This window comes from Azospirillum brasilense, assembly GCF_005222205.1.
Lineage (GTDB): Bacteria > Pseudomonadota > Alphaproteobacteria > Azospirillales > Azospirillaceae > Azospirillum > Azospirillum brasilense_G.
In genome coordinates this window covers 1,453,495-1,477,658 of sequence record NZ_CP032345.1, presented here as the reverse complement: position 1 = coordinate 1,477,658, position 24,164 = coordinate 1,453,495, and the positions used below count along the sequence as shown (strand labels likewise).

At 71.5% G+C, this 24,164-nt stretch carries 18 protein-coding genes; 5 read left to right on the top strand and 13 right to left on the bottom strand.

The genetic code is table 11. The annotated features are described in order from the left end of the window. The 5 genes from D3869_RS07175 to glnK form a co-directional block, all read right to left on the bottom strand. The gene (locus D3869_RS07175) at positions 1–621 is read right to left on the bottom strand and encodes an HdeD family acid-resistance protein (RefSeq protein ID WP_137139490.1); all 621 of its coding nucleotides are present in this window, start codon (positions 619–621) and stop codon (positions 1–3) included. Between the two features lie 151 nt (positions 622–772). Further along, entirely contained in the window at positions 773–1,435 is a 663-nt protein-coding gene (locus D3869_RS07170; protein ID WP_137139489.1) for a LolA family protein, read from the bottom strand. Positions 1,436–1,622: 187 nt separating this feature from the next. Further along, complete coding sequence (locus D3869_RS07165) at positions 1,623–4,145, bottom strand: DNA translocase FtsK (protein WP_137139488.1); 2,523 nt, start codon at positions 4,143–4,145, stop codon at positions 1,623–1,625. A gap of 117 nt (positions 4,146–4,262) precedes the next feature. After that, entirely contained in the window at positions 4,263–5,495 is a 1,233-nt protein-coding gene (locus tag D3869_RS07160) for an aminotransferase class I/II-fold pyridoxal phosphate-dependent enzyme (protein ID WP_247895583.1), read from the bottom strand. A 351-nt stretch (positions 5,496–5,846) separates the two neighbouring features. Then, a complete protein-coding gene (gene glnK / locus D3869_RS07155) occupies positions 5,847–6,185 on the bottom strand; it encodes a P-II family nitrogen regulator (protein ID WP_035670687.1) in 339 nt (112 codons plus the stop codon). Between the two features lie 318 nt (positions 6,186–6,503). Here glnK and D3869_RS07150 point away from each other — a divergent pair, with 318 nt between their 5' ends. Continuing rightward, entirely contained in the window at positions 6,504–7,754 is a 1,251-nt protein-coding gene (locus tag D3869_RS07150; protein ID WP_137139486.1) for a UbiH/UbiF/VisC/COQ6 family ubiquinone biosynthesis hydroxylase, read from the top strand. Between the two features lie 205 nt (positions 7,755–7,959). On the opposite strand, the gene thpR is transcribed toward D3869_RS07150, so the two are convergent. The 4 genes from thpR to D3869_RS07130 are packed head-to-tail and all read right to left on the bottom strand — an operon-like array spanning position 7,960 to position 11,359. After that, positions 7,960–8,496, bottom strand: a complete 537-nt coding sequence (gene thpR / locus D3869_RS07145) for an RNA 2',3'-cyclic phosphodiesterase (RefSeq protein ID WP_137139485.1) — start codon at positions 8,494–8,496, stop codon at positions 7,960–7,962. 16 nt (positions 8,497–8,512) lie between these two features. Continuing rightward, positions 8,513–9,556: an NADP(H)-dependent aldo-keto reductase gene (locus D3869_RS07140; protein ID WP_137139484.1), complete on the bottom strand. Its 1,044-nt coding sequence runs from the start codon at positions 9,554–9,556 to the stop codon at positions 8,513–8,515. Positions 9,557–9,569: 13 nt separating this feature from the next. Continuing rightward, the gene (locus tag D3869_RS07135; protein WP_137139483.1) at positions 9,570–10,745 is read right to left on the bottom strand and encodes an FIST signal transduction protein; all 1,176 of its coding nucleotides are present in this window, start codon (positions 10,743–10,745) and stop codon (positions 9,570–9,572) included. Positions 10,746–10,750: 5 nt separating this feature from the next. Next, positions 10,751–11,359, bottom strand: coding sequence for an arylesterase (locus D3869_RS07130; protein ID WP_247895756.1), 609 nt, complete (start codon positions 11,357–11,359; stop codon positions 10,751–10,753). A gap of 133 nt (positions 11,360–11,492) precedes the next feature. On the opposite strand from D3869_RS07130, the gene D3869_RS07125 reads away from it, so the two are divergent. Together D3869_RS07125 and D3869_RS07120 are read left to right on the top strand one after the other, a co-directional pair. Beyond that, positions 11,493–12,227, top strand: a complete 735-nt coding sequence (locus D3869_RS07125) for an ABC transporter ATP-binding protein (protein ID WP_137139482.1) — start codon at positions 11,493–11,495, stop codon at positions 12,225–12,227. A gap of 100 nt (positions 12,228–12,327) precedes the next feature. Continuing rightward, positions 12,328–14,916 carry an ABC transporter permease gene (locus D3869_RS07120; protein WP_349017880.1) on the top strand — a complete coding sequence of 863 codons (2,589 nt, stop codon included), beginning with the start codon at positions 12,328–12,330 and terminating at the stop codon, positions 14,914–14,916. 37 nt (positions 14,917–14,953) lie between these two features. Here D3869_RS07120 and D3869_RS07115 read toward each other — a convergent pair whose 3' ends face one another. The 4 genes from D3869_RS07115 to D3869_RS07100 form a co-directional block, all read right to left on the bottom strand. Further along, on the bottom strand, positions 14,954–17,254 hold the full coding sequence (locus D3869_RS07115) for a mechanosensitive ion channel domain-containing protein (protein WP_247895755.1): 2,301 nt from the start codon (positions 17,252–17,254) through the stop codon (positions 14,954–14,956). Between the two features lie 186 nt (positions 17,255–17,440). Beyond that, a complete protein-coding gene (locus tag D3869_RS07110) occupies positions 17,441–19,192 on the bottom strand; it encodes an oligopeptide/dipeptide ABC transporter ATP-binding protein (protein ID WP_247895754.1) in 1,752 nt (583 codons plus the stop codon). After that, a complete protein-coding gene (locus D3869_RS34415; RefSeq protein ID WP_137139480.1) occupies positions 19,189–19,992 on the bottom strand; it encodes an ABC transporter permease subunit in 804 nt (267 codons plus the stop codon). Before D3869_RS34415 ends, D3869_RS07110 begins: the two co-directional genes overlap by 4 nt. After that, the gene (locus tag D3869_RS07100) at positions 19,992–20,699 is read right to left on the bottom strand and encodes an ABC transporter permease subunit (protein ID WP_137139479.1); all 708 of its coding nucleotides are present in this window, start codon (positions 20,697–20,699) and stop codon (positions 19,992–19,994) included. The genes D3869_RS34415 and D3869_RS07100 overlap by 1 nt, the downstream gene beginning before the upstream one ends. A 345-nt stretch (positions 20,700–21,044) precedes the next feature. Here D3869_RS07100 and D3869_RS07095 point away from each other — a divergent pair, with 345 nt between their 5' ends. Then, entirely contained in the window at positions 21,045–23,339 is a 2,295-nt protein-coding gene (locus D3869_RS07095) for a VTT domain-containing protein (protein WP_247895753.1), read from the top strand. After that, the gene (locus D3869_RS07090) at positions 23,336–24,148 is read left to right on the top strand and encodes an endonuclease/exonuclease/phosphatase family protein (RefSeq protein WP_051658011.1); all 813 of its coding nucleotides are present in this window, start codon (positions 23,336–23,338) and stop codon (positions 24,146–24,148) included. The genes D3869_RS07095 and D3869_RS07090 overlap by 4 nt, the downstream gene beginning before the upstream one ends. Positions 24,149–24,164 lie beyond the last annotated feature (16 nt).

Genomic DNA, 24,164 nt, shown 5'->3' with positions numbered 1-24,164 from the left:
TTACTCCGCCGCCACGGCGTTGCCGTGGTTGGAATGATGATTCCGGTCGTGCAGGCAGCGACGCAGGCGGACGGCGGTGATGATGGCCAGCGCGCCATAGGCGATCAGATAGCTGCCCACGCCCAGCGCCACGGCCAGCAGGCCCAGCGACGGCAGGACCCACATGCCGAAGCCGAATAGCACCGACAGGGCACCCGCCACGCCCCAGGCCCATTTGCCGTGGGTGCGATGCATGCGCCACGCGGTCATGATCTTGGCGAAGCCGGTGATGACCGACCAGGCGGCGATCACGAAGATCAGCGCGAACAGGCTCGCCTCCGGCCACAGCAGGGCCACGGCGCCCGCCACCAGACTGACCACGCCGTCGAGGAGGAAGGGCAGGCTGCGCTCCTGCGCCTGGGCGGCGCGGACGCCGCCGACGATGGCGAACAGCCCGTCCATCAGCAGATAGACCGCAAGAAGAATCGCCAGGGTGGCGACCGTCGCCCCCGGCAGCAGGAAGGCCAGCAGGCCGAGCATCACCGCCGCGGCCCCGCGCAGCGCCAGCGCCCACCAGTTGCGCGCCAGCAGATCGTTCATGCCCTGGACCCGTCGGGCCTCGTACATCGCCTCCGTTGCCATGTCGCGTCTCCCCTCATCCGTTCGAGTGCAGCGGGCGCGGGTGAACGCGCCCGATACATCACGGCAACAGGATCACGAGGACTTCGTTGCGGCGGCGGGTTGTCGCGATGGCGGGATTCGCGCGACTTCCGTGCAGACCCGGTGGGGCAGATCAGTTGTTGCGGCCGTAGTCGCCCTTGCTGGGTTCGATGAAGTAGAAGAGCTTCGAGTCGAACTGCATGCCCTCGCGCGGGTTCATCAGCGCCACCTCGGTCGTCAGCCCTTGGGCGTCCAGCACCCGCCATTTGCGGAGCTGGAAGGGCCGATCCTCGAAGACCAGAGTCAGGGTGCCCTTGCCGGGGTCCTTGGTCTCGGTCAGGCTGATCTCCACCAGCCCCGGCGCCTGATAGACGCCGGTCACCGTCACGTCGCCGGACAGCCGGATGTTCTTGCGCAGGATGAAGTCAGCCAGCGTGCTGCCGATGGGGGCGCTGGACTGCTGCCGCATCTCCCCGTCCCAATAGAAGATGAAGGCGCCGTCGGCGACGACGAAGTCCTTCACCGGCGGGTCGTACTCCAGCCGCATCCGGCCGGGACGCGCGAGGTAGAAGGTGCCGGTGGTCTGGTGGCCGTTCGGGGCGACCTGCACGAACTTCGATTGCAGCGTGCCGATGCCGTTCAGGTAGCTTTCCGCCTGGGCCACCAGCGCCTGGTCCTGCGCGGACAGGGCGGCGGCGCGCGGCGCGGCCAGCGCGGAGTCGAGGACCGCGCCCGCCGTGGTGACGGAGAGAGCGACGGCAGCGGCAGACAGAATGCGGCGGAACGGGATCTTCATGATGCCTGCTAGGTAACCGGACGTTCCGGGCGGAAATGGGGCGCGGCGGCGGTGGTTCCAAGGAGAAAGAGCGCTCTACCCCCTCCCCAACCCTCCCCCTCTACGAGGGAGAGGGGGCATGGGCGAAGCGGCGGCAGTCCCCTCCCCTGCGAGGCGGGGGAGGGTTAGGGTGGGGGCAAGCCCCTACTCACTCCTCGATGTTGCGGGCCAGGACTTCGCGCTTGCCGGCGTGGTTGGGCTTGCTGACCACGCCTTCGCTCTCCATCCGCTCGATCAGACGGGCGGCGGAGTTGTAGCCGATGCGGAGCTGGCGCTGGATGAAGCTGGTCGACGCCTTGCGCTCGCGGCAGACCACCGCCACCGCCTTGTCGTAGAGGTCGTCGCCCGACCCGCCGCCGGCACCCGACCCGTCGTCGAAGGAACCACCGTCCTCGTCGTCCTCCTCGGTGATGGCGTCGACGTAGCTCGGCTCGCCCTGCGTCTTGAGGAACTTCACCACCTGCTCGACCTCGCCGTCGGCGACGAAGGGGCCGTGGACGCGGGTGATGCGGCCGCCGCCGGCCATGTAGAGCATGTCGCCCTGGCCGAGCAGCTGCTCCGCCCCCTGCTCGCCGAGGATGGTCCGGCTGTCGATCTTGCTGGTGACCTGGAAGCTGATGCGGGTCGGGAAGTTGGCCTTGATGGTGCCGGTGATGACGTCAACCGAGGGGCGCTGCGTCGCCATGATCAGGTGGATGCCGGCGGCGCGGGCCATCTGGGCGAGGCGCTGGATCGCCGCTTCGATGTCCTTGCCGGCCACCAGCATCAGGTCGGCCATCTCGTCGACGATGACCACGATGTAGGGCAGCTCCTTCAGGTCGAGCGGCTGCTCCTCGAAGATCGGCTTGCCGGTGTCGGGGTCGAAGCCGGTCTGGACGCGACGGGTCAGCAGTTCGCCGTCGGCGCGGGCTTCGCGCAGGCGGGCGTTGTAGCCCTCGATGTTGCGCACGCCGAGCTTGGACATGTTGCGGTAGCGGTCCTCCATCTCCCGCACCGTCCATTTCAGGGCGACGACCGCCTTCTTCGGGTCGGTGACGACCGGCGTCAGCAGATGGGGGATGCCCTCATAGACCGACAGCTCCAGCATCTTGGGGTCGATCATGATGAAGCGGCAGCGGTCGGGCGGCAGGCGGTAGAGCAGCGACAGGATCATCGTGTTGATCGCCACCGACTTGCCCGAGCCCGTCGTGCCGGCGACCAGCAGGTGCGGGAAGCGGGCGAGGTCGGCCACCACCGACTGGCCGCCGATGTCCTTGCCCAGCGCCAGCAACAGCTTGCCCGCCGTCTTGTCGAAGACGTCGCCGGCCAGCAGCTCGCGCAGCAGCACCGTCTCGCGCTTGGCGTTGGGCAGCTCGATGCCGATGACGTTGCGGCCCGGCACCACGGCGACGCGGACCGACACTGCGCTCATCGAGCGGGCGATGTCGTCGGCCAGACCGATGACGCGGGACGACTTGGTGCCGGGCGCCGGCTCCAGCTCGTAGAGGGTGACGACCGGGCCGGGATGGACCTTCTGCACCTCGCCGCGCACGCCGAAGTCGGACAGCACGCCTTCCAGCTTCACCGCGTTCTCGCGCAGCGCCGCCTCGTCCACCTTCTCACCGCGCACGCTGGTCGGGACGATCTGGAGCAGGTCGAGCGGCGGCAGCTCGTAGCCGTCGGCCTCCTCCAGATTGAGGGCGGCCTGCTTGGACGGGCGCCCCAGGTCGGCGGCCTTCTTGCCGCCGGCGGGCGGAGTGACCACCGGAACGGCGCGGGTCTTGGCCTCCACGCGCGGCTCCACGCTGATGGAGTCGGACAGGCGGCCGCGCGGCGCGGCGCGCAGGGTGATGGCGGCGCTCTCCTCGTCGGGCGCGTCGTCCAGCGTCGGCTCGGCGGTCTTCTTGTCCGTGGTGGCGAGGCTCGGCTCCCGGCGCAGCAGGCCGCCGGTCTGGCGGGCGGCGTTGCGGGCGGCCTCCGCGCCCTTGTCGCGTACGAAGGACACGCCGGCCCGCGCGCCCCGCCCGAGGCGGGCGAGGCCGGCGGCGGTCTCGCGCAGGCTGGCCGCCCATTCACGGATCGACAGGCCCATGGCGACGAACAGGATCAGCCCGCCGGCCACGCCGGCCACGGTGCCGACCAGCGGATTGCCGGGGCCGCCGAACAGCAGCTTGCTGACCCCGTCCAGCAGCACGATGCCGAAGCTGCCGCCGGGATGGCCGTTCAGCGGGTCCTCGCCCCCGCCGCCCATCCCGGCCAGGAACATGGCGACCAGAAGCACGCCCCACACCGCCAGCACGCTGCGGAACAGCGGGTGGCGGATGCTCTTCTGCAGGCTGAGCCGCCAGCCCCACATCATCGGCACCAGAGCCAGCAGATAGGCCGCCCAGCCCAGCGACTGGATCAGGACGTCGGCCAGATGGGCGCCGAACCGGCCGAACAGGTTGTGGATGTGGGTGTTCGCCGCCGGAACCGCGTTCCACGAGGGGTCGGCCGGGTTGTAGCTGCCCAGGATGACCATCAGCACCAGACCGACCACGCCCAGCGCGAAGCCCGCCAGCTCGCGCGCCCGCGCCACCACGAAGGCGCGCGTGGCGGGCGAGAAGAAGGGCGGCTTCTCCGGCCGCGCACCGGCGGGCCGTGCTCCGGCGCTTTTGCCGCTTCCGCTGCGGGGGCTTGCGGGTCGTGCCATGGGCAGAAGGTCCTCAAGAACGTGCTGAACCGGACCCGTCCTTCGGGGGCGAAAGACCGGGGTGACTTGGGTCGAACCGGGTTGGGCCGAACCGGGTTGGGCCGAACCGGGCGGCTCTTATCCCAGAATGCGGGCGATGGTGCTGCAGGCGTGGGCGACCGTCTCGGCGTCGTTCACCAGCGCGATGCGGATGAAGGGGGCGCCGGGGTTGGCCTCGCCGGGGTTGCAGCGGGTCAGGTAGGCACCGGGCAGCACGCGGATGCCGCCCTCCGCCCAAAGGCGGCGCGTCGCCTCCTCGCCGTCGCCGACCTCCAGCCACAGGAAGAAGCCGCCGTCCGGACGGTAGTAGCCGTAGCGTCCCTTCAGCGAAGCCTCCGCCGCGTCGAACTTGGCGCGGTAGAGCGCGCGGTTCTCCTCGACATGCGCCTCGTCCCGCCACAGGGCGGCGCTGGCCGCCAGCACCGGCAGCGGCATCCCGGCGTTGGAGTAGCTGCGCAGACGGGTGAAGCGGGACATCAGCTCCGGATCGCCGGCCACGAAGCCCGAGCGCAGCCCGGCGGCGCTCGACCGCTTGGACAGGGAATGGAAGACCAGGATGTTCGCCCAGGGCTTCCCCTCATGGGCCAGCCCCGACGCGACCTGGAGCGCGCCGACCGGCGCCTTGTCCAGGTAGATCTCGGCGTAGCACTCGTCCACCGCCAGGATGAAGCCGTAACGCCGCGCCAGCCCGATCGCCCGCTCCAGATAGGCGGCGTCGGCCGCCGCCCCCTGCGGGTTGGCCGGGGTGCAGAGGTAGAACAGCGCCGTGCGCTCCAGCAGCTCCGGCGTCAGCGCGTCGAGGTCGGGCAGGAAGCCGGTCTCGCGGGTGGAGGGCAGGAACACCGGCTCGGCCCCGGCGAGCAGCGCCGCCCCCTCGTAGGGCGCGTAGAAGGGGTTGGGCATCAGCACCGCCGGCTGGCGGCCCGCCTTGCTCGGCGGCACGGCCAGCAGGGCGAGGAGGAACAGCGCCTCGCGCGTGCCGGACACCGGCAGGACGGATTTTTCGGCGTCGAACAGCCCGTCCGGCAGGGCGTAGCGGCGGGTCAGCCAGGCGCCCACCGCCTCGCGGAACTCCGGCGTGCCGCCGACCGGCGGGTATTTGCCCCACAGATGGGCGTTGGCGCGCAGCGTCTCGTCGATGATGGCCGGCGGCTGGTGCTGCGGCTCGCCCACCGACATCATGATCGGCTCGGCGTTGGCGCGCGGCGTCACCCCGGACAGCAGGGCCGCCAGCCGGGTGAAGGGGTAGTCCGACAGCCGGTCGAGCCGGTCGTTGACGAGAGCGAAGGTGCCGAGGTCCGGGAGCGACATGCCGCCGAGAATCCTTTCCATGAGGACGGCCCGAGAAGGCCGGGCCGGCCCCGAGGGGCACGGCCCGTCAGGGGCCTCTGGGGGCCTCTGCCCGATACGAAACGGAAACGATCCTACCGGCGGTGGAGTCCCGGCACAAGGGCACAAAACCGGACGAGGCCCGGTCAAGGGAAAGCATACGCCGCCCGTTCCGGCGGCCTTGGCGCCACGGTGGAAGGACTGGCGCGCCCGGCCTCAAGTCACCGGGCAGATCATCGAGGACCCGCGGCAAGAAAAAGCGGACGCGCCTTCCCCCCTTGCGGGAGGGGCCGGGCGATGATGCCCCGCCCGGTCCGCTTCCTCCAGGACGCCTCAGAGCGCTTCGGTGTTGGTCTCGCCGGTGCGGATGCGCACGGCCTGGGCGATGTCCAGAACGAAGATCTTGCCGTCGCCGATGCGGCCGGTGTTGGCGGCCTTCTGGATCGCCTCGACCACCTGCTCGTACTGGTCGTCGGACACCGCGACCTCGACCTTCACCTTGGGCAGGAAGCTCACGGAATACTCGGCGCCGCGGTAGATCTCGGTCTGACCCTTCTGGCGTCCGAAGCCCTTCACCTCGCTCACCGTCAGGCCCTGAATCCCGAGCGACGTCAGCGCCTCGCGCACTTCGTCGAGCTTGAACGGCTTGATGATGGCCATAACCAGTTTCATGTGGCTTCCCCTTGGTATGCGTGTTTGCGGGCCCTTGCGGTCGCCCGGTCCCCCCTCGGCCGATCCCGCCGTGGCGGCGGGTTTTCCGAACGTGACTCGAGCGTGTTCGCCTCGACCATAAAAATCAATGTCTTCAAAAATCGTGCCGGTTGCAGAATCGCCCCTTTTCAGCGGTTTTTGGCTGTTTCGCCGATCGATTGGGCAGGTCGTGCCCAAGAATTACGCAAATCGGGGACCGCGACGCCGCGCCGCTGGACATCCGGAGCAAGCGGAACGATTGTTCGTACCCGTCTACACTGATCGAAGGGCAGCGCCATCATGACCGAATCGGGCACCACCGCAGCGCAGGAGATCACGACCGACGTCGTCGTGTTGGGCGGCGGACTGGCCGGGCTCAGCATGGCGGCGGCCCTGGCCACCGCGGGCGTTCCGGTCGTCTGCATCGACCGTGACAGCCCGGACCGGCAGGCGGAAAACGATTTCGACATCCGCACCACGGCGGTCGCCTACGCCTCGATGAAGGTGCTGGAGGGGGCGGGCGTGTGGAAGCACATGGAGCCCGACGCCGGCCCGATCCTGGACATCCGGGTGGCCGACCAGTTCTCGCCCCTGTTCGTCCATTACGACCACAAGGAACTGACCTGGGACGGCCAGAACCAGCCCTTCGGCTGGATTCTCGACAACAAGGACATGCGCCGCGCCCTGTTCGCCCGTGCCAAGGAACTGCCCGGCCTGCACCATCTGGCCCCGGCCCAGGCGGTCTCGATCGAGCGCAGCCGCGCCGGCGCCACGGTGACGCTGGCCGACGGGCGGGTGGTCAGGGCCCGGCTGGTCGTCGGGGCGGACGGGCGCCGCTCGCTGGCGCGGGAGAGCGCCGGGATCAAGCTGCGCAGCTGGGCCTACGACCAGACCGCGATCATCTGCACGATCCGCCATTCGGAGCCGCACAACGGCGTGGCGGTGGAGCATTTCCTGCCCAACGGCCCCTTCGCCGTGCTGCCGATGACCGGGAACCGCTCCTCCATCGTGTGGAGCGAGAAGCGGTCGCTGGTCGACATGTACCTGAAGCTGCCGGAGGACCAGTTCATCGACGAGCTGACCCGCCGGTCGGGCGGCTATCTGGGCGACATCGAGCTGGTGACCCGGCGCGACGCCTGGCCGCTGTCGGTCCTGCTGGCCGAGCGCTTCATCGCGGAGCGCGTCGCCCTGATCGGCGAGGCGGCCCACGCCATCCACCCCATCGCCGGGCAGGGGCTGAACCTGGGCCTGCGCGACGTGGCGGCCTTGGCCGAGGTGATCGTGGACGCCCACCGGCTGGGGCTGGACGTCGGCTCGCCGGAGGTGTTGGCCCGCTTCCAGCGCTGGCGCCGCTTCGACACGGTGCTGCTGGCCGCGGTGTGCGACGGTCTGGTGCACCTGTTCTCCAACAACATCCCGCCGATCAAGCTGGCCCGCGACGTCGGCATGGCCGTCGTCAACCGCCTGCCGCCGCTGAAGCGCTTCTTCATGCGGCACGCGATGGGCGTGGTCGGCGAACTGCCGCGGATGATCAAGGGCGTGCCGCTGTAAGGCGCGGCTGGTTTCTCGGGGGACAACAGGGTTTTCACGGATTGCACGGATTTTGACACGGATTGCACGGATTTTTTTTGTTCGTGCTTCAGCGCTTGCCTTTTCGATCAGCACGCACTGGGCAAGCTCAGATAAAAATCCACATGATCCGTGCTCAAATCCGAGAAATCCGTGAAGACCCTGTTGCCCGACAAGACTCCCGAACTCACCCCAGCCCGTACTCCGACAGCGCCTCGTACACCGCGGCCCCCTTGCCCAGGTGGCTGCGGTAGAGCGTGAAGTGCTCCACCCGGATCGGACCGGCGCGGAACATCCCGCGCTCCTCGACGAAGCGCCCGATCCGGTCCTTCGGCGCGTCCTTCAGCCGGGCGAGCGTGACGTGGGGCGAGAATTTGCGCTCCTCCGCCGGCAGGCCGCAGCGGACCAGCGCCGACTCGACCTTGGACTGGAGGTGCGACAAGGCGTCGCTGCGTTCCACCCCGGCCCAGAGGACGCGGGCGTTGCGGCCGCTGCCGTACACGCCCACGCCGTCCAGAACCAGATCGAAGGCCGGCGCCGCGATCTGCGCCAGCGCCTCGTCGATCTCCGCCGCCTGATCCTCCGGCACCTCCCCGATGAAGCGGAGCGTCAGGTGCAGGTTGTCCGCGTCGGTCCAGCGGGCGCCGGGCACGCCGCCGCCCAGCCCCGCCAGACGCCGGCGCACATCCTCCGGAAAATCGAGGGCGACGAAGAGACGGATCATTGGCTTTCCGAAACGGTTACGGGCAGGGGTCGGGATAGCGGGCGTTGACCGCCTCGATGTCCTTCAGCACCTCGTCCGACAGGGTGACGTCCACCGCCGCGATGTTGGACTTCAGGTCCTCCATGGTCGTCGCGCCGATCAGCGAGGACGCGACGAAGGGCTGCTGCAGGGTGAAGGCGATGGCCATCTGCGTCGGCGACAGGCCGTGGCGCCGGGCGACGTCCAGATATTCCTTCGTCGCCACGTCGGCGTTGACGGTGGCGTAGCGGGACTTGCGGTGATCCAGCGCGCGGCGGGTGCCGGCGGGAACGGCGCCGTCCAGATACTTGCCGGTCAGCGTGCCGGCGGCCAGCGGCGAATAGGCGAGAAGCCCGACATCCTCGCGCAGCGACACCTCGGCCAGACCCTGCTCGAAGGTCCGGTTCAGCAGGTTGTAGGCGTTCTGGATCGAGGCGATGCGCGGCAGGCCCTTGTCCTCCGCCAGCTTCAGGAACTGCATCACCCCCCAGGGCGACTCGTTCGACACGCCGATGTGCCGGACCTTGCCGGACTTCACCAGCTCGTCGAGCGCCGACAGAGTCTCCTCGATGGGCGTGCCGTCCTTCTCCGGCCGGTGGACGTAGTTTCGCGCGCCGAAGCGGTTGGTCGAGCGGTCGGGCCAGTGGAGCTGGTACAGGTCGATGTAGTCGGTCTGGAGCCGGCGCAGGCTGGCCTCGACCGCCGCAAAGATGTTGGCACGGTCGAGCTTCGCCTCGCCGTTGCGCACCCAGGCGAAGCCGCCGTCGCTGGCGCCGACGACCTTGCTCGCCAGAATCACCTGGTCGCGCTTGCCGGTCGCCTTGAACCAGCTGCCGATCACCTCCTCCGTACGTCCGTACGTGTCGGCGGTCGGGGGGATGGCGTACATCTCCGCCGTGTCCCAGAAATTCACGCCTTCGCCGAGCGCGTAGTCCATCTGGGCGTGGCCCTCGGCCTCGCTGTTCTGGCGGCCCCAGGTCATGGTGCCCAGGCCGATGGCGCTGACCGACAGGCCGGTGCGGCCGAGCGGACGGTATTGCATTTGTCTATGATCCTTAAAGGAACAGGGTGAGCACGCCCGTGTATCCGTACAGGCGGGCGTTGGAGATCTCGCCGCTGGCGAAGAATCCGGCCAGCGGGATGTCGCCGAAGGTCTCGCGGATCAGCGCCAGCTCCTGGCTGCCCTCGCCGAACAGGCTGGGGCCGCGGGCGATGCAGCTGACGTAGAGCGCGCCCTTCGGGGTGGTCTTCACGCGCTTCTTCAGGTTGGCCAGCATGCGGCGCATGTCGGCCTCGGCGCTCTGCTGGTCGCGGCGGGTGAACAGGATGGGCTGGCCGCTCTGCACATGGTGGGCGACGGCGATCCATCCGGCGCGCGGGTCAATGGCGATCAGATCGCGGACCAGATAGTCCGCCGTGTCGCTGCCGGCGATCGGCAGGCCGGCGAAGATGTAGCCGGACACCCGCTTGAGGTCGCGGGCCAGCAGCTCGCCGATGTCCTCCTTGAAGACCTCCAGCGCCGGGCGCCCGTCGATCTCCAGGACGACGTTGTCCTCGGCCGCGGTGATGGTGCGCACCGGGCCGATGGGCGTGCAGCCCTGGCTGAGGCCGGTGGCGACCGGCACCTGCGGCGCAAACAGCACGCCCGACACGCCGCCGTCCGCCACCGGCCCGCCCACCATCGTGGCGGTGTTGCCGGGGATGGTGAATTGCGGGAACTCGGACCGCGAGGCCGACAGGCCGCCGACCAGGAAAGCCCCGGTCGATTCCGCCAGCGAAACGACCAGCCCGGCCAAGTCCTGGTGGCGCGGGTCGGCGTGGGCGAGCGCCAGCATGGCGCCGTGCTTGTCCAGCCAGCCGCCGGCCATGCGGCGCAACGGCTCCATGTCGCCCGACACCACCGGGAACAGGCGGAAGCCCTCCGGCGGCAGGCGGGCGACCATCACGGCGATGCCCGGCTTGTCGAAGATCTCCTCGTCGTTGGCGCAGACGCCGATGCCGACCGTGCCCACCCAGTCGCGGATGCCGGTGACGCCGCGAAGCAGCGTGACCATGCTCGTCGCGTGCTCGGCCAGCGCGTCGGTGATGTAGAGGAAGCCGAGGTTGCAGCCCTCCACCGCGCCGAGCTCGTCCAGGCACGACTTGACGACGGCGCCCCATTCGGTGCCGGTGGCCGATGCGGCCTTGAAGAAAGTCTCGGTGGTGGCGGTGTCGCCGGCCAGGGTCGCCATGGGTGTCAGTCTCCGCTCTTGGCGATGCCGTCCAGAAGGCGGGCGACATGGGGCGTGATGCGCTCCACGATCACCTTCACGCCGGCCGCGTTGGGATGGATGCCGTCGGGCTGGTTCAGCGCGGCGTCGGCCGCCACGCCGTCCAGGAAGAACGGATAAAGCTGTACGTCGTACGCCTTCGCCAGATCGGGGTAGATGGCGTTGAAGCGGTCTCCGTACGCGCGGCCCAGGCTGGGCGACGCGTACATGCCGGCCAGTAGCACGGGCAGCTTTTCGCCGGTCAGCCGCTTGAGGATGGCGTCGAGGTTGGCGCGCGCCGCGGCGGGGTCGAGCCCGCGCAGCATGTCGTTCGCCCCCAGCTCCACCAGCACGGCGTCCGGCTTGTCGGCCAGCGCCCAATCGAGCCGCGACAGCCCGCCCGCCGTGGTGTCGCCCGACACACCGGCGTTGACGACGGTCACGTCGTAGCCCTTCGCCCGCAGCGCCGCCTGCAACTGCACCGTGAAAGCCTGCGGTTCGGGAAGGCCGTAGCCGGCGGTCAGGCTGTCGCCGAGCGCCAGCAGGGTGTAAGGCCCTTTCCCCGTACCACCCTGGGCGAATGCGGGAGCGGTCATGCCGATTCCCGCAACGACGGTGAGAGCGGCCAGCCCCGAGCGAAGGAGGGCCATGTTGAAATGGCGGCGCACCATGCCATATGGCGTGAGGTTTTCCCGCCCGTTCCCCCGCCCGTTCCAGAGACGCATGCCAATGTCCCGACCCGATTCCGTTGCCTCTGCCATCGTCGATCTCGACGAGGTGCATCTGAGATTGGACAGCGCGGCCGGACCCGTCAACATCCTGAGAGGCTTGAATCTCCGTATCCAGCCCGGTGAACGGGTCGGCGTGGTCGGCCCGTCGGGCTCCGGCAAATCGACCATGATGATGGTCATGGCCGGGCTGGAACGCCCCACGGGCGGGACCGTGCGCGTCGCCGGACAGGATCTGGGCCGGCTGGACGAGGACGGGCTTGCGCGCTTCCGCCGCGACCATGTGGGGATCGTCTTCCAGGCTTTCCACCTCGTGCCGACGATGACCGCGCTGGAGAATGTCGCCATCCCCCTGGAATTCGCCGGGGCCGCCGACGCCTTCGACCGCGCGCGCTCCGGGTTGGAGGCGGTCGGGCTGGGCCACCGGCTGAGCCACTATCCGGGCCAGCTCTCCGGCGGCGAGCAGCAGCGCGTCGCCCTGGCGCGCGCCTTCGTCGCCGAACCGTCGTTGCTGCTGGCCGACGAACCGACCGGCAACCTCGACATCGGCACCGGCGCCACCATCGTGGAACTGCTGTTCGACCTTGCCGAGCGGCGCGGCACGACGCTGGTGCTGATCACCCACGACCCGTCCCTTGCCGACCGCTGCGACCGGACCGTGCGCCTGATGGACGGGCGCATCGTCGACGACGGCACGGCCGCCCGCGCCGAGCGCGAGCGCGTGGCGGGGGACTGATTTTTTCGGGGGCATGGCTGAGCCGTGCCCCCTCCCTACCTCCCCCCGCTTCGCAGGGGGAGGAGATAAAGCCCTCCCCTGCGCAGCGGGGGAGGGTTGGGTGGGGGCCCGATCCGACCATTTCCCCATCCACCCGCACCCCCACACACTCCCCGGACGACGCCATGACCAACCTCGCCCTTGCCTTCCGTCTGGCCCGTCGCGAGCTGCGCGGGGGCTGAAGGGCTTCCGCATCTTCCTGGCCTGCCTGACGCTCGGCGTCGCGGCCATCGCCGCGGTCAACTCCGTCTCCGGCGGCGTGCTGTCGGGCCTGCAGGCGGACGGGCGGGCGATCCTGGGCGGCGACGTCGCTCTGCGGCAGATCTACGCACCGCCGACCGACGAGCAGCGCGCCTGGCTGGAACAGGCCGGGCGCCTGTCGCAGTCGGTGGAGATGCGCGCCATGGCCCGCTCCGCCGACGACGCGCGGTCCACGCTGGTCGAGTTGAAGGCGGTGGACGGCGTCTATCCGCTCTACGGCTCCGTGGCCCTGGCGCCGGAGGGCGACCTGCATAGCGCGCTGGCCAACCGCGACGGGCGCTGGGGCGCGCTGGTCGAGGACGGGCTGCTCGACCGGCTGGGGCTGAAGACCGGCGACACGCTGCGCCTGGGCGAGGGCGAGTTCGCCGTGCGCGGCGTCCTGACGCGGGAGCCGGACCGCGCGTCCAACGGCGCCTTCTCGCTGGGGCCGCGGGTGATGATCGGCCTGCCGTCGCTGGAGGGCACCGGTCTGCTCCAGCCCGGCAGCATCGTCTATTGGACCGCCAAGCTGGCGCTGCCGCCGGGCACCGACGTGGCGGCGTGGCAGACGGCGCTGACGGCGCGCTTCCCCGACGCCGGCTGGCGGGTCCGCGACTTCACCAACGCCTCCCCGCAGATCGAGCGCTTCATCGACCGCATGACGCTGTTCCTGACGCTGGTCGGGCTGACCGCCCTGCTGGTCGGCGGAGTCGGGGTGGGCAACGCGGTGCGCAGCCATCTCGATTCGCGCGCCCGCACCATCGCCACGCTGAAATGCCTGGGCGCGCCGGGCGATCTGGTCTTCCAGGTCTATCTGCTGCAGATCCTCGCCTTGTCCGGGCTGGGCATCCTGCTCGGGCTGCTCCTCGGCGCGGTGGCGCCGCTGGGGCTGGGCTCGCTGCTCGATCAGGTGTTGCCGGTGCCCACCCGGATCGGCGTCTACCCGGGCGCCCTGGCGCTGGCCGCGCTCTACGGCCTGCTGACCGCGTTGACCTTCTCGCTGTGGCCGCTGGGCCGCGCGCGGGAGGTGCCGGCGGCGGCGCAGTTCCGCGACGTCGTCGCCCCCGCCGGGGGCCGCCCGCGCGCGGTCTATCTGGCGGCGATGGCGCTGACCGTGGCGGCTCTGGCCGGGCTGGCCGTCGCCACCGCCCACAACAGGATGTTCGCCGCCTGGTTCGTCGGCGGCTCCATCGCCACCTTCCTCGCCTTCCGCGTGGCGGCGTGGCTGGTGGTGCGCGGGGCCGCGGCGGCGGGGCGGCCCCGCCGTCCGGGGCTGCGGCTGGCGCTCGCCAACCTGCACCGGCCGGGCAACCCGACCGGGGCGGTGGTGCTGTCGCTCGGCCTCGGCCTGACGGTGCTGGTCGCCATCGCGCTGATCGAGGGCAACTTCTCCCGCCGGGTCAACGAGACGATCCCGAAGGACGCGCCCAGCTTCTTCTTCGTGGACATCCAGCCCGACCAGTTCGAGCCGTTGAAACAGATGGTCAGCGCCCTCCCCGGCACCAGCGGGTTCGAAGCGGTGCCCAGCTTGCGCGGGCGGATCGAGACGGTGAACGGCCAGCCGGCGGAAAAGGCGCTGGTCAACCCCGAGCAGTCCTGGGTGCTGTCCGGCGACCGCGGCATCACCTATTCCGCCAGGCTGCCGGAGCATTCGGAGATCGTCGCCGGCTCCTGGTGGCCGGAGGACTACAAGGGGGCGCCGCTGATCTCCATCCACCAGAATGTGGCGAGCGCCTTCGGCATCGGTCCCGGTGCCACCATGGGAATCAACGTCCTGGGCCGCACCATCGAGGCGACGGTCGGCAACGTGCGCGCCGCCGACTTCTCGACTCTGGCCATCAACTTCGCCCTGGTCTTCGCGCCGGGCACGCTGGAGCGGGCGCCGCAGACCTGGATCGCCACCGTCCGCAGCACCCCGGCGGCGGAGCCGGAGGTGCAGCGCTCCGTCCTGCAGCGCTTCCCCAACGTCACGCTGGTGCGGGTGAAGGACGCGCTGGACACGGTGGGCACCATGCTGGGCCACATCGGCACGGCGGTGCGCATCACCGCGGGCATCACGCTGGCCGCCGGCACGCTGGTGCTGGCCGGCGCGGTCGCCGCCGGGCACCGCCGCCGGGTCTACGACGCGGTGGTGCTGAAGGTGCTCGGCGCCACGCGGGCCGACGTGCTGAAGGCGTTCCTGCTGGAATACGGTCTGCTCGGCATCCTGACCGCGGCCATCGCCGGGGTCATCGGCACCATCACGGCCTGGGCGGTGATGACCTTCCTGATGCGCTGGGACTGGACGTTCCTGCCGTCGGCGGTGCTGACCACGGCGCTGCTCAGCACGGCGATCACGCTGGCCTTCGGTTTCCTCGGGACGTGGCGGGCGCTCGGCCAGCCCTCCGCCCCGCTGCTGCGCAACGACTGAGACCGGCGGTCACTGGATTGACCGCCGGTGTCGCGCGTCACGAGCCCTGGCTGAGCGCCTCGGCCAGAGCGCGGTCGGGGTGGTTCCCGCCGACGATGAGCTGCATGGAGCCGGTCGGCACCTCCACTCCCAGCTCCTCGAAGCGCTTCTTCATGCGGCGGTTGAATTCGCGCGACACGCCCCACTGCTTGGTCGGGCGGGTCTTGAAGCGCGCGGTGATCAGCTGGGTCGAGTCGGGCTGGAACTTGTCCAGGCCCATCACCTCCAGCGGCGCCATGATGTCGGGCGCGAACAGGGCGTCGGCCTGAAGGCCGGTGCCGATGTCCTTCAGCAGCTCGATCACGCGGTCGGGGTCCTCGCGGTAGGCCACCCGCACCTCGAACAGGGCGTAGGAGAAATCCTTCGACATGTTCTTGACGGTGCTGACCGAGTTGAAGGGCACCGTGTGGATGGCGCCGGACCCGTCGCGCAGCCGGATGGAGCGGATGGAGATGGCCTCGACCACGCCGGAATGGCCGCCGCCGACGTCCACCACGTCGCCGATGGAGATGCTGTCCTCGAACAGGATGAACAGGCCGGTGATGATGTCCTTGACCAGCGTCTGCGACCCGAAACCGACGGCCAGACCGACCACACCGGCACCGGCCAGCAGCGGCGCGATGTTGACGCCCAGCTCCGACAGGGTGATCAGCGACACCATGGTCACCAGCACCACCAGGAAGGCGTTGCGCAGCAGCGGCAGCAGGGTGCGCACCCGCGCGCTGCGCTCGATCCGCGTGCCGTTGCGGTCGGTGGAGGCGAGGAAGCGCTCGATCATCGCGCTCACCACCTCCCAGGCGACGATGGAGCCGACGAGCAGGAGGCCGATGGTGACCGTGCTGCGCAGGATGCGCTGGCCGAGCCGGGTGTCCGTCCAGGCCAGCGTGTCGAAGCCCCAGCCGTAGAGGATCATCATCGCGGCACCGACCCAGATCACCGTCTTCACCACCCGGTGCAGGAAGGGCAGGTAGAGGGAGGCGCGGTCTTTCAGCGGCGGCAGGGCGCCCTGGCTCTCGGGGACCATGCGCAGGCCGCGGCGCAGGCCGCGGTTGATGCCGTTGACCAGCAGCCGGGCGATCACCGCGACCAGGATGGTGATGCCGGTGGCGCGGGCCAGATACTCGAACCCGCCATAGACGTTCAGCACCCAGACGCCGAAGGTCACCACGACATAGATGATCGCCAGAACGTGCCAGACGTCGGCGAAGCGGCGGCGGGCGGAGCGCAGGACGGCGCCCTGGCCCTCCGACTCGCGCTCCGCGGTGGCCGCCGGGTCGCCGTCGCCGGACAGCGGGTTGCCGTGCATCCAGTCGGCGACGATGCGGCGGTTCTGCAGGATCAGCGCGATCAGCATGCCGGCGATCGCCAGCCCGAGCAGCTTCAGCAGCGCGCCGTAGGCGCCGAGCGGCAGGCCCAGCACATAGGCACCCTCCGCCAGGAAATAACCGTAGACGCCGACCGCGGCCAGCCGGCGGACCCAGCGGTAGAGGCGCAGCGCGTTGGCGTCGCCCATCCGCACCATGCGCAGGGAGGGCGCGAAGGGCGAGATCAGGATGCGGGCGGCCACCAGCAGGATCTGCAGGATGACGGTGGCGTTGATGACGGCCAGGGCGACCAGCCGGACGCGCGGCCCCGGCTCGTTGACCGACAGGATGGCGTAGCCGACGACGATGAAGGCGGCGATGGGCGCCAGTTCCAGCAGCGCGCGGCCCAGCAGCAGCGGCAAGCGCACCAGCGTCGTGGTGCCCCGGCGGGCGGCCAGCGCGTTGCGCGGGCGGGCGAGCAGCCAGCCGACGAAGCGCCCGATCGCCAGACCGGCGGTCAGGATCATCGTCAGTTGGATGGCGATCTGCACCCAGCGGTCGCGGGCGGACGGGTCGACCATCTGCCGGTTCGCCCACTCGATGGCGCCGGGCAACTCCTTGAAGACGTTGCCGACCTGGACGAGCTGGCGGCTCAGCACGTCCATGCGCTCGGCCAGGAAGGACAGGGCGCTGGCGCCGATGGTTTCGGGCAGGGTGCTGGCCGCCGGGGCCTCCTCGGCCTTGGCCTGCTCCAGCCCCTTCTGCGCGGCGACCAGCGCCTTCAACTGCTCGACCAGCCGGGCGCGGGCCGCCGGGTCCTCCAGTGTCGTGATCATCGCCTGCATTTGCTCGGGCGTCGGATCGGGCGAGGCGGCGGGTTCCGCCGGGGCCGCGGCGGCGGGGGCCGGCATGGAGGCGCCCGGAACGGGGCCGGCGGCCAGCGACGGCGCGGCGAGGCCGGCGAGAAGCAGCAGAAGGACGGCGAGTGCGCCCATGCAGGGGACCGTCCACCGGGTGCGTGCGCGAAGCATCCCTGTCCTTTTCCGTGATTTCAGCAATGCGGGCGTGAAGGCCGGGGACGTTATCCCGTGCCCGCCTCCTTGCCAACCCGCGCAGTTTCAGACCTTTTTGGGACGGAATTGCGGCTGCGCCCAAGGCTCCGGCGGGCTCCGGCGAGGGGGTTAGGGGGCTCTTCCGCCAACCTGGGCGCCGTCTTGGGTCTCGTCCTGTGCGACATGGCAGGCGACTCGGTGGCCCGGCGCCACGGGGTCGAGCGTTGGGGGAACCTGGGCGCAACCGTCATGGGCGAGCGGACAGCGCAGCCGCAGGGCGCAGCCGGTCGGCGGCCGCAGAGGGGACGGCGGATCGCCGTGCAGCGCCGGGCGGGCGAGGCCGGCCGCCGCGATCAGGGCGCGGCTGTAGGGGTGGCGGGCCCCGGCCGCCAGCACCGCGCTGTCCGCCGACTCGACGATCCGGCCGAGCAGGAGGACCAGCACCCGCCGCGCGATCCGCAGGCCCTCCGCCGCGTCCTGGGTGGCGTAGAGCAGGGCCAGCCGGCGGCGGCGGCGGATCGCCCGCAGCAGGGCCAGGAAGTCCGCCCGCTCCACCCCGTCGAGCGCCGCCGCCGGCTCGTCGCAGACCAGCAGGCGCGGCTCCGGCAGCAGGGCGCGGGCCAGCCCGGCGCGCGCCGCCTCCGCCGGACGGAGCGCGCCGGGATGGAGGTCGAGGACCGCCGCGGGCAGCCCGACCTCCTCCAGCGCCTCGGCCAGCCGGGCGGCGCGGTCGGCTGAAGATCGGGTGGGCCGCAGCGACTCCAGCGTCTCGGTGAGCTGCGCGCCGATGGTCATCAGCGGGTCGAAGGCGGCCAGCGGATCGGGGAAGAGGATTTGCAGATCCCGCCGCGCCCGGCGCATCGCCTCCGGCGGGGCGGCGGCGAGGTCGGTCCCCAGCCAGGACACCTGACCGCCGACCGGCGGGACCAGACGCAGGATGGCGCGGGCCAGCACCGACTTGCCGCTGCCCGTCTCGCCGAGCAGGGCCAGCGTCTCGCCCTCGGCCAGCGCGATGGACAGGCCGTCCACGACGGTCAGCCAGCGCTCCTCCCCGCGCCAGCTCCGCCCCAGCGGAAAGGCGACGCGCAGGTCGCGCACCGACAGGATGGGCGGGCCGGAGGGCGCCGGCTCCACCGGGGGCGGGGCGGGGGTGGGGGCCTCCTCCGGTTCTTCCAGACGCCCATGGGCCAGGATCAGCCGGCGGTCGGCCAGACCGGAAGGAACCGGATCGGCCTGGATTGGATCGGCCTGGATTGGATCAGGTTGCGGGCGTCCGGCCAGCAGCAGCGCCGTTCCGGCTTCCCGCGTCCAGGCGGCGAGGTCGCTCAACAGGCGGACGCGCTGGGTGGGGTCGAGCGCGGCGGCGGGGGCATCGGCGAGCAGCAGCGCCGGCTCCGCCGCCATGGCCAGCGCCAGCGCGGCCCGCCAGCGCATCGCCTCGCCCAGCTCGTGGGAGTGGAGCGCCAGCCGGCGCGCGGCGGCGGGCACCTGGAAGCGCTCCAGCGCCTCGGCGGCGCGGCGCAGGGCGGTGCGCTCGTCCAGCCCGGACTGTCGGGAGAGCAACTCCGCGAACTGGGCACCCAGCGGGCGAAGCGGGTCCAGGGCGCCGTCCTGGGTGACCAGGATGCGCCGCCCCCGGATCCGGATGTCGCCCAGCACCGTGACGCCCTTCGGGGCCAGCCCGGCCAGCGCGCGCAGCAGCAGCGTCTTGCCCGCCCCGGCGCCACCCGACAGGGCCAGCACCGCGCCGGCTTCGACAGTGAAGCTCAGCCGGTCGAGCAGGATGTCGCGGCTGGTCAGGAGGGACAGCCCTTCCACCCGCAGCGGCGCGCCGTCGTCCGGTCCGGTGTCGTCAGGCCCGATCACTTCCGCTCCGCTCACCGGCGCCCTCCCGTGATGGCGGCCGTGGAGAAGGCCAGCCGCATCCCGTCGCCCACCCCATGCAGCGCCCACAGCGTCAGCGCCAGCAGCAGCGCCGGCCCGGCCAATGCGGCGGCGTCGCCCGCCCGCGCCGCCGCGCCGATGGCGGTTCCCCAGCCGGTCACCCCCTCCGGCAGGCCGAGGCCGAGCAGGCTGGCGAGGCTTTCCGCCATCAGGGCGCGGGGAAGGGCGGTCCAGGCCGCGGCGGCGAGCGGCGGGACGGCGTTGGGCAGGATGTGGCGGCGCAGCCGGCGCCCGTTGGGAATCCCGGCGGCCTGGGCGGCGCTCAGGAACTCCCGCCGCAGCAGGGTGCGCAGCTCGTCCCGCGCGATGACGGCCACGGCCGGGGCGGCGATCAGGGCGGTCACCACGACCAGCGGCGCCAGCCCGCGCTCCGGACCCAGCAGCCCGCCGGCCAGCGGCAGGGCCAGCGCCAGGGGAAGGCTGGTCAGCGCGGCGGCGGGCGCCATCATCGCCCGCTCCGCCCGCTCGCCCAGGGCCACCGCCGTGGCGGCCCAAAGCAGGCCCAGCGCCGCCCCGCCCAGCCCGGCGAGCAGCGCGAAGGTCAGGCTCTGGTGCCCGGCGGCTAGCGCCGCCCCCACCGGGCCGCTCCCGGCGACAAGGCCCGCCGCGACCGCCAGCATCAGCGCGGCCAGAATGATCAGCCCCGCCGCGGCCGGGCGGTGCGCGGTCAGCCGCTGCCCGGCCTTTTGCCAGGGGCCGTCGCGCCAATGAGAGTTGCTGCCGGCGGGTCCGTGCATCAGGCCGTCCGGGCGCGCGGGTCGATCCAGCCGTGCAACGCGCCGCCCAGCGCGTTCAGCAGCACGGCGAGGCCGCACAGCCCGGCGAGCGCGGCGACGGCCGTGCCGGCGTCCCCGGCCCGCGCGGCCTCGACGAACAGACGCCCGGCGCCGGAGACGCCGGTCCCGAACAGCCCTTCCACCGCCACCGCTGCGGTGACCGTTCCGGCCACGGCGCTGCGCAGACCGCCCGCCGCCGCCGACAGCCCCAATGGCAGGGCGAGCCGCCACAGCAGGGCGGAGCCGTCCATTCCGCGGCCGCGCGCCGCCAGCAGGACGGTGTCCTCCGCCCCGGCCCGCGCCCGGCCGGCGCGCGTCGCGGCCTGGGCGGCGGCGGGCAGGGCGAGGGCGGCGAGGCCCAGCAGGACGGGCGCCGTCGCGAATGTGGCGGCGAAGACCGCGGCCAGCAGGTAGCCCGGCAGTGCCGGACCCACCCCGCCAAGGACGGCGCCCACCCCGCCCAGGACACCGAGCAGGGCGCCGAGCCCGGTCCCCAGCGCCAGCGCCGGCAGGACCAGCGCCAGCGTCGCCGGCAGGGCGGCCAGCACGGCGCCCAATGCCGGCGTCCAGCCGGGTCCCGCCAGCGCGGCCACCACGGCGGCGGCGAGCGCGAGGCCCAGCAGGGCCGGCACCACGGCCAGCACCCGGCGCAGGACGAGGCTCAGCATCGGCCCCGCCGGGAGCGGGCGGCCGTGACGGGCAAAGTCGACGGGGGAGCGGACAAGCGGATCACAACAGGCGGGTCATCCGACAATGGCGGACACGAATGGAGTCCTCCTGACGGTACCCAGGTCCCGGCCGGTCGGGCAATGGAATTTCGCCTCTCGGCGGGGGGCGGGGAGGGTTGGGCGGCTGCGGTGTTGTTCGGGCATTCGCCTTCCTGGCCGGTCGCAGCCCGTCCCGGACGCACCATATGTGAACCCCCGATGCCGATCCCCGCAGGAACCCCGGTCCAGCCGCGTCCCATGCCCGACCAGCCCTCCCCATCCACGCCGCCGGACCCAACGCTCAGTATGTCGCTCTCCACGGTGGCCACTGACCCGCTGCTGGTGCCCGGCCGCACCTGCTGGCGGGTGGAGCGGGCGGAGCGGGTCGGGGTCATCGTCGATGCGGAAGATTACTTCGCGCTCGCCAAGGCGGCGATGCGGCAGGCGCGGCGCAGCATCTACCTGACCGCCTGGGACTTCGACGCCCGCATCCGGCTGACCCCGCAGGCGCGCCACCCGCGCCGCCCCGACAAGCTGGGCAACCTGCTGAACTGGCTGGCCGCGACCCGCCCGGACCTGACCATCCATGTGCTGAAGTGGGACTTCGCGGAGCTGTTCGATCTGGCCCGCTGGTCGCAGCCGCTGTTCCTGCGCGGCTGGCTCAGCCATTCGCGCCTCCAGTACCGGCTGGACGGCGACCATCCCGCCGGGGCCTGCCACCATCAGAAGATGCTGGTGATCGACGACCGGCTGGCCTTCTGCGGCGGGCTGGACATCACCGCCAACCGCTGGGACACCCGCGCCCACCGCGCCGACGAGCCGCTGCGCCGCCAGCCGGACGGCACCCCCTACGAGCCCTTCCACGACGTGATGATGGCGGTGGACGGCGACGCCGCCCGCGCGCTGGGCGACCTGTTCCGCGAGCGCTGGCGCCGCGCCACAGGCTGCGTGCTGTCGCCGCCCGCCATGGACGTGCTTGGCGGCGGTGGCGGCCCTTCCGACGGAAAACGTCCCCGGCGGCTGCGGCTGAAGGCGCGCCGGGCCGGGCCGGACAGCCCCGACCCCTGGCCGCAGCAACTCGTCCCGCTGCTCAGGAACATGCCCGTCGGCATCGCCCGCACCGAACCCGGCTACAACGGGCGCGCCGAGGTGCGGGAGGTCGAGGCGCTCTACACGGCGGCCATCGCCGCGGCCGAGCGCTTCATCTACATGGAGAGCCAGTATTTCGCCTCGGTCGCCGTGGCCGAGGCGCTGAAGGCGCGGCTGGCCGAGCCGGACGGGCCGGAGGTGATCGTCGTCAACTCCGCCCGCACATCGAGCTGGCTGGAGAACACCGTGATGCTCGGCGCCCGCGCCCGGCTGGTGAAGGAACTGCGCGAGGCCGACCGGCACGGGCGCTTCCGCTTCTACATCGCCAGGACGGAGAGCGCCAAAACCGGCAGCGTCGGCATCACCATCCACGCCAAGGTGATGGTGGTGGACGACCGGCTTCTGCGCATCGGTTCGGCCAACCTGAACAACCGGTCGATGGGGCTGGACACCGAATGCGATCTGGCGCTGGAGGCGCCGGATGGGCGTGCGGAGGGGCGCGAGGCCCGGCAGGCCATCGCCGGGGTGCGCGACGACCTGATCGCCGAGCATCTCGGGGTGGCGCCGGAAAGCGTGACGGCGGAGCTGCGCCGCTCCGGCTCGCTCATCCGTGCGGTGGAGGCGCTGCGCCGCCCCGGCGGGCGGACGCTGGAGCCGCTGGAGGACGCCGACCCCGGCCTGCTGGCCACCGCCGTCGCCGACTCCATGCTTTTCGATCCGGAACGCCCGGTCAGCGCGGCGGACATCGTGTGGCGCGTCCTGCCGTCGCGCATCCCGCGGCGCCACCACTGGCTGGCGCTGGGCGTCATCCTGGCGGTGGTCGGCGGGGTCTGGGGCTTGTGGAACCACACGCCGCTGCGCGACTGGGCGACGCTGGACGCCGTCCTGGGGGCGTTCGAGCGCCTGCGCGAGTCGGCCCTCGGGCCGCTGTGGCTGATCCTGCTCTATATCGCCGGTGGCTTCGTGCTGTTTCCGGTGCTGCTGCTGATCGCGGCGACGGCCATCGCGCTGGGGCCGTGGATGGGCTTTCCCACCGCGCTCGCCGGGGTGCTGGCCTCCGCCGCGGCGCTGTTCTGGGTGGGGCGGCTCACCGGCCGGCGCCCCATCGAGCGCTACGGTGGTGCTGTGGTGCGGCGGGCCAGCGACGCGCTCGGCGAGCGCGGCGTGCTGGCCATGGCGGCGCTGCGGGTGGTGCCGGTCGCCCCCTTCACCGTGGTGAACCTCGTCGCCGGGGCTTCCCGCATCCGCTTTCCCGACTATTTGTTCGGGACGATCCTGGGAATGGCGCCGGGAATTCTTGTCTTCAACCTGCTCGGGCACCAGCTTGAGCGTGTGTTGACGGAACCGACGCCCACCGACATGGTTCTTCTGGGGCTGGCGGCGGTGACCGCGCTGGGGCTCGGCTGGGCCGGCAACCGGCTGGTGCGGGCCCTGGCGGCGAGACGGCCGGCAACTGGGCCAACCACAGGGCCGGCCACCGGAGAAACAGCGAGGGGAGACCAACAGCGGTGATCCGATTCAGCCGAGAGCGTGTGCAGCGGATCGCCTCCGCGCTGCGCGCCGCCCGCGTCCGCCGCCCGAAGCGCCGCGTCGACAGCCGCAGCGGCCCGGTGCCGGAGGGCATGGCGCCGCTGCGCGTGGCGACCTGGAACATCCACAGCTGCGTCGGGCTGGACGCGCGCTTCGCGCCGGACCGCATCGCCGAGGTCATCAAGGAGCTGGACGTCGATCTGGTCGGGCTTCAGGAGGTCGGCTGGCACCACCGCGGCGAATCCGGGCTGGACCAATTCGCCTTCCTGGAGCGCGCCACCGGCCTGAAGGCCCACGCCGGCCCGACCAAGCACAACGCCCACGCCCATTACGGCAACGCCATCCTGACCCGGCTGCCGGTCCTGAAATGCGAGCCCATCGACCTCAGCGTCGGCCGGCGGGAGCCGCGCGGCGGCATCGACGTGATCGTCGAGGTGGAGGGGCGCCCGGTGCGCATCATCGTCGCCCATCTCGGTCTCGACCCGTGGGAGCGGGCGCGGCAGGTCGGCGCCATCGTGGACCGGCTGGAGGAACAGCCGGCCCTGCCCACCCTGTTCATGGGGGACCTCAACGAATGGGCCCCGAACTCGCCCCGCCTGCGCAAGCTGGCCGAGGCCTTCCCCGACTGGGCCAGCCCGCGCAGCTTCCACGCGCGGATGCCCACGCTGCGGCTCGACCGCATCTATGTGAACAACGGGCTGACCATCCCGTCCTACGAGGTGGTGCGCACGGTGCTGACGCGCCGCGCATCCGACCATCTGCCGGTGCGCGCCACCGTGGCGGTGCCATAACCGATATTCCCGCTCG

Excerpts from the sequence above, each read along its gene's own strand:
- D3869_RS07175 (WP_137139490.1), bottom strand. The coding sequence starts at position 621 with ATGGCAACGGAGGCGATGTACGAGGCCCGACGGGTCCAGGGCATGAAC.
- D3869_RS07170 (WP_137139489.1), bottom strand. The coding sequence starts at position 1,435 with ATGAAGATCCCGTTCCGCCGCATTCTGTCTGCCGCTGCCGTCGCTCTC.
- D3869_RS07165 (WP_137139488.1), bottom strand. The coding sequence starts at position 4,145 with ATGGCACGACCCGCAAGCCCCCGCAGCGGAAGCGGCAAAAGCGCCGGA.
- D3869_RS07160 (WP_247895583.1), bottom strand. The coding sequence starts at position 5,495 with ATGTCGCTCCCGGACCTCGGCACCTTCGCTCTCGTCAACGACCGGCTC.
- glnK (WP_035670687.1), bottom strand. The coding sequence starts at position 6,185 with ATGAAACTGGTTATGGCCATCATCAAGCCGTTCAAGCTCGACGAAGTG.
- D3869_RS07150 (WP_137139486.1), top strand. The coding sequence starts at position 6,504 with ATGACCGAATCGGGCACCACCGCAGCGCAGGAGATCACGACCGACGTC.
- thpR (WP_137139485.1), bottom strand. The coding sequence starts at position 8,496 with ATGATCCGTCTCTTCGTCGCCCTCGATTTTCCGGAGGATGTGCGCCGG.
- D3869_RS07140 (WP_137139484.1), bottom strand. The coding sequence starts at position 9,556 with ATGCAATACCGTCCGCTCGGCCGCACCGGCCTGTCGGTCAGCGCCATC.
- D3869_RS07135 (WP_137139483.1), bottom strand. The coding sequence starts at position 10,745 with ATGGCGACCCTGGCCGGCGACACCGCCACCACCGAGACTTTCTTCAAG.
- D3869_RS07130 (WP_247895756.1), bottom strand. The coding sequence starts at position 11,359 with ATGACCGCTCCCGCATTCGCCCAGGGTGGTACGGGGAAAGGGCCTTAC.
- D3869_RS07125 (WP_137139482.1), top strand. The coding sequence starts at position 11,493 with ATGTCCCGACCCGATTCCGTTGCCTCTGCCATCGTCGATCTCGACGAG.
- D3869_RS07115 (WP_247895755.1), bottom strand. The coding sequence starts at position 17,254 with ATGGGCGCACTCGCCGTCCTTCTGCTGCTTCTCGCCGGCCTCGCCGCG.
- D3869_RS34415 (WP_137139480.1), bottom strand. The coding sequence starts at position 19,992 with ATGCACGGACCCGCCGGCAGCAACTCTCATTGGCGCGACGGCCCCTGG.
- D3869_RS07100 (WP_137139479.1), bottom strand. The coding sequence starts at position 20,699 with ATGCTGAGCCTCGTCCTGCGCCGGGTGCTGGCCGTGGTGCCGGCCCTG.
- D3869_RS07095 (WP_247895753.1), top strand. The coding sequence starts at position 21,045 with ATGTCGCTCTCCACGGTGGCCACTGACCCGCTGCTGGTGCCCGGCCGC.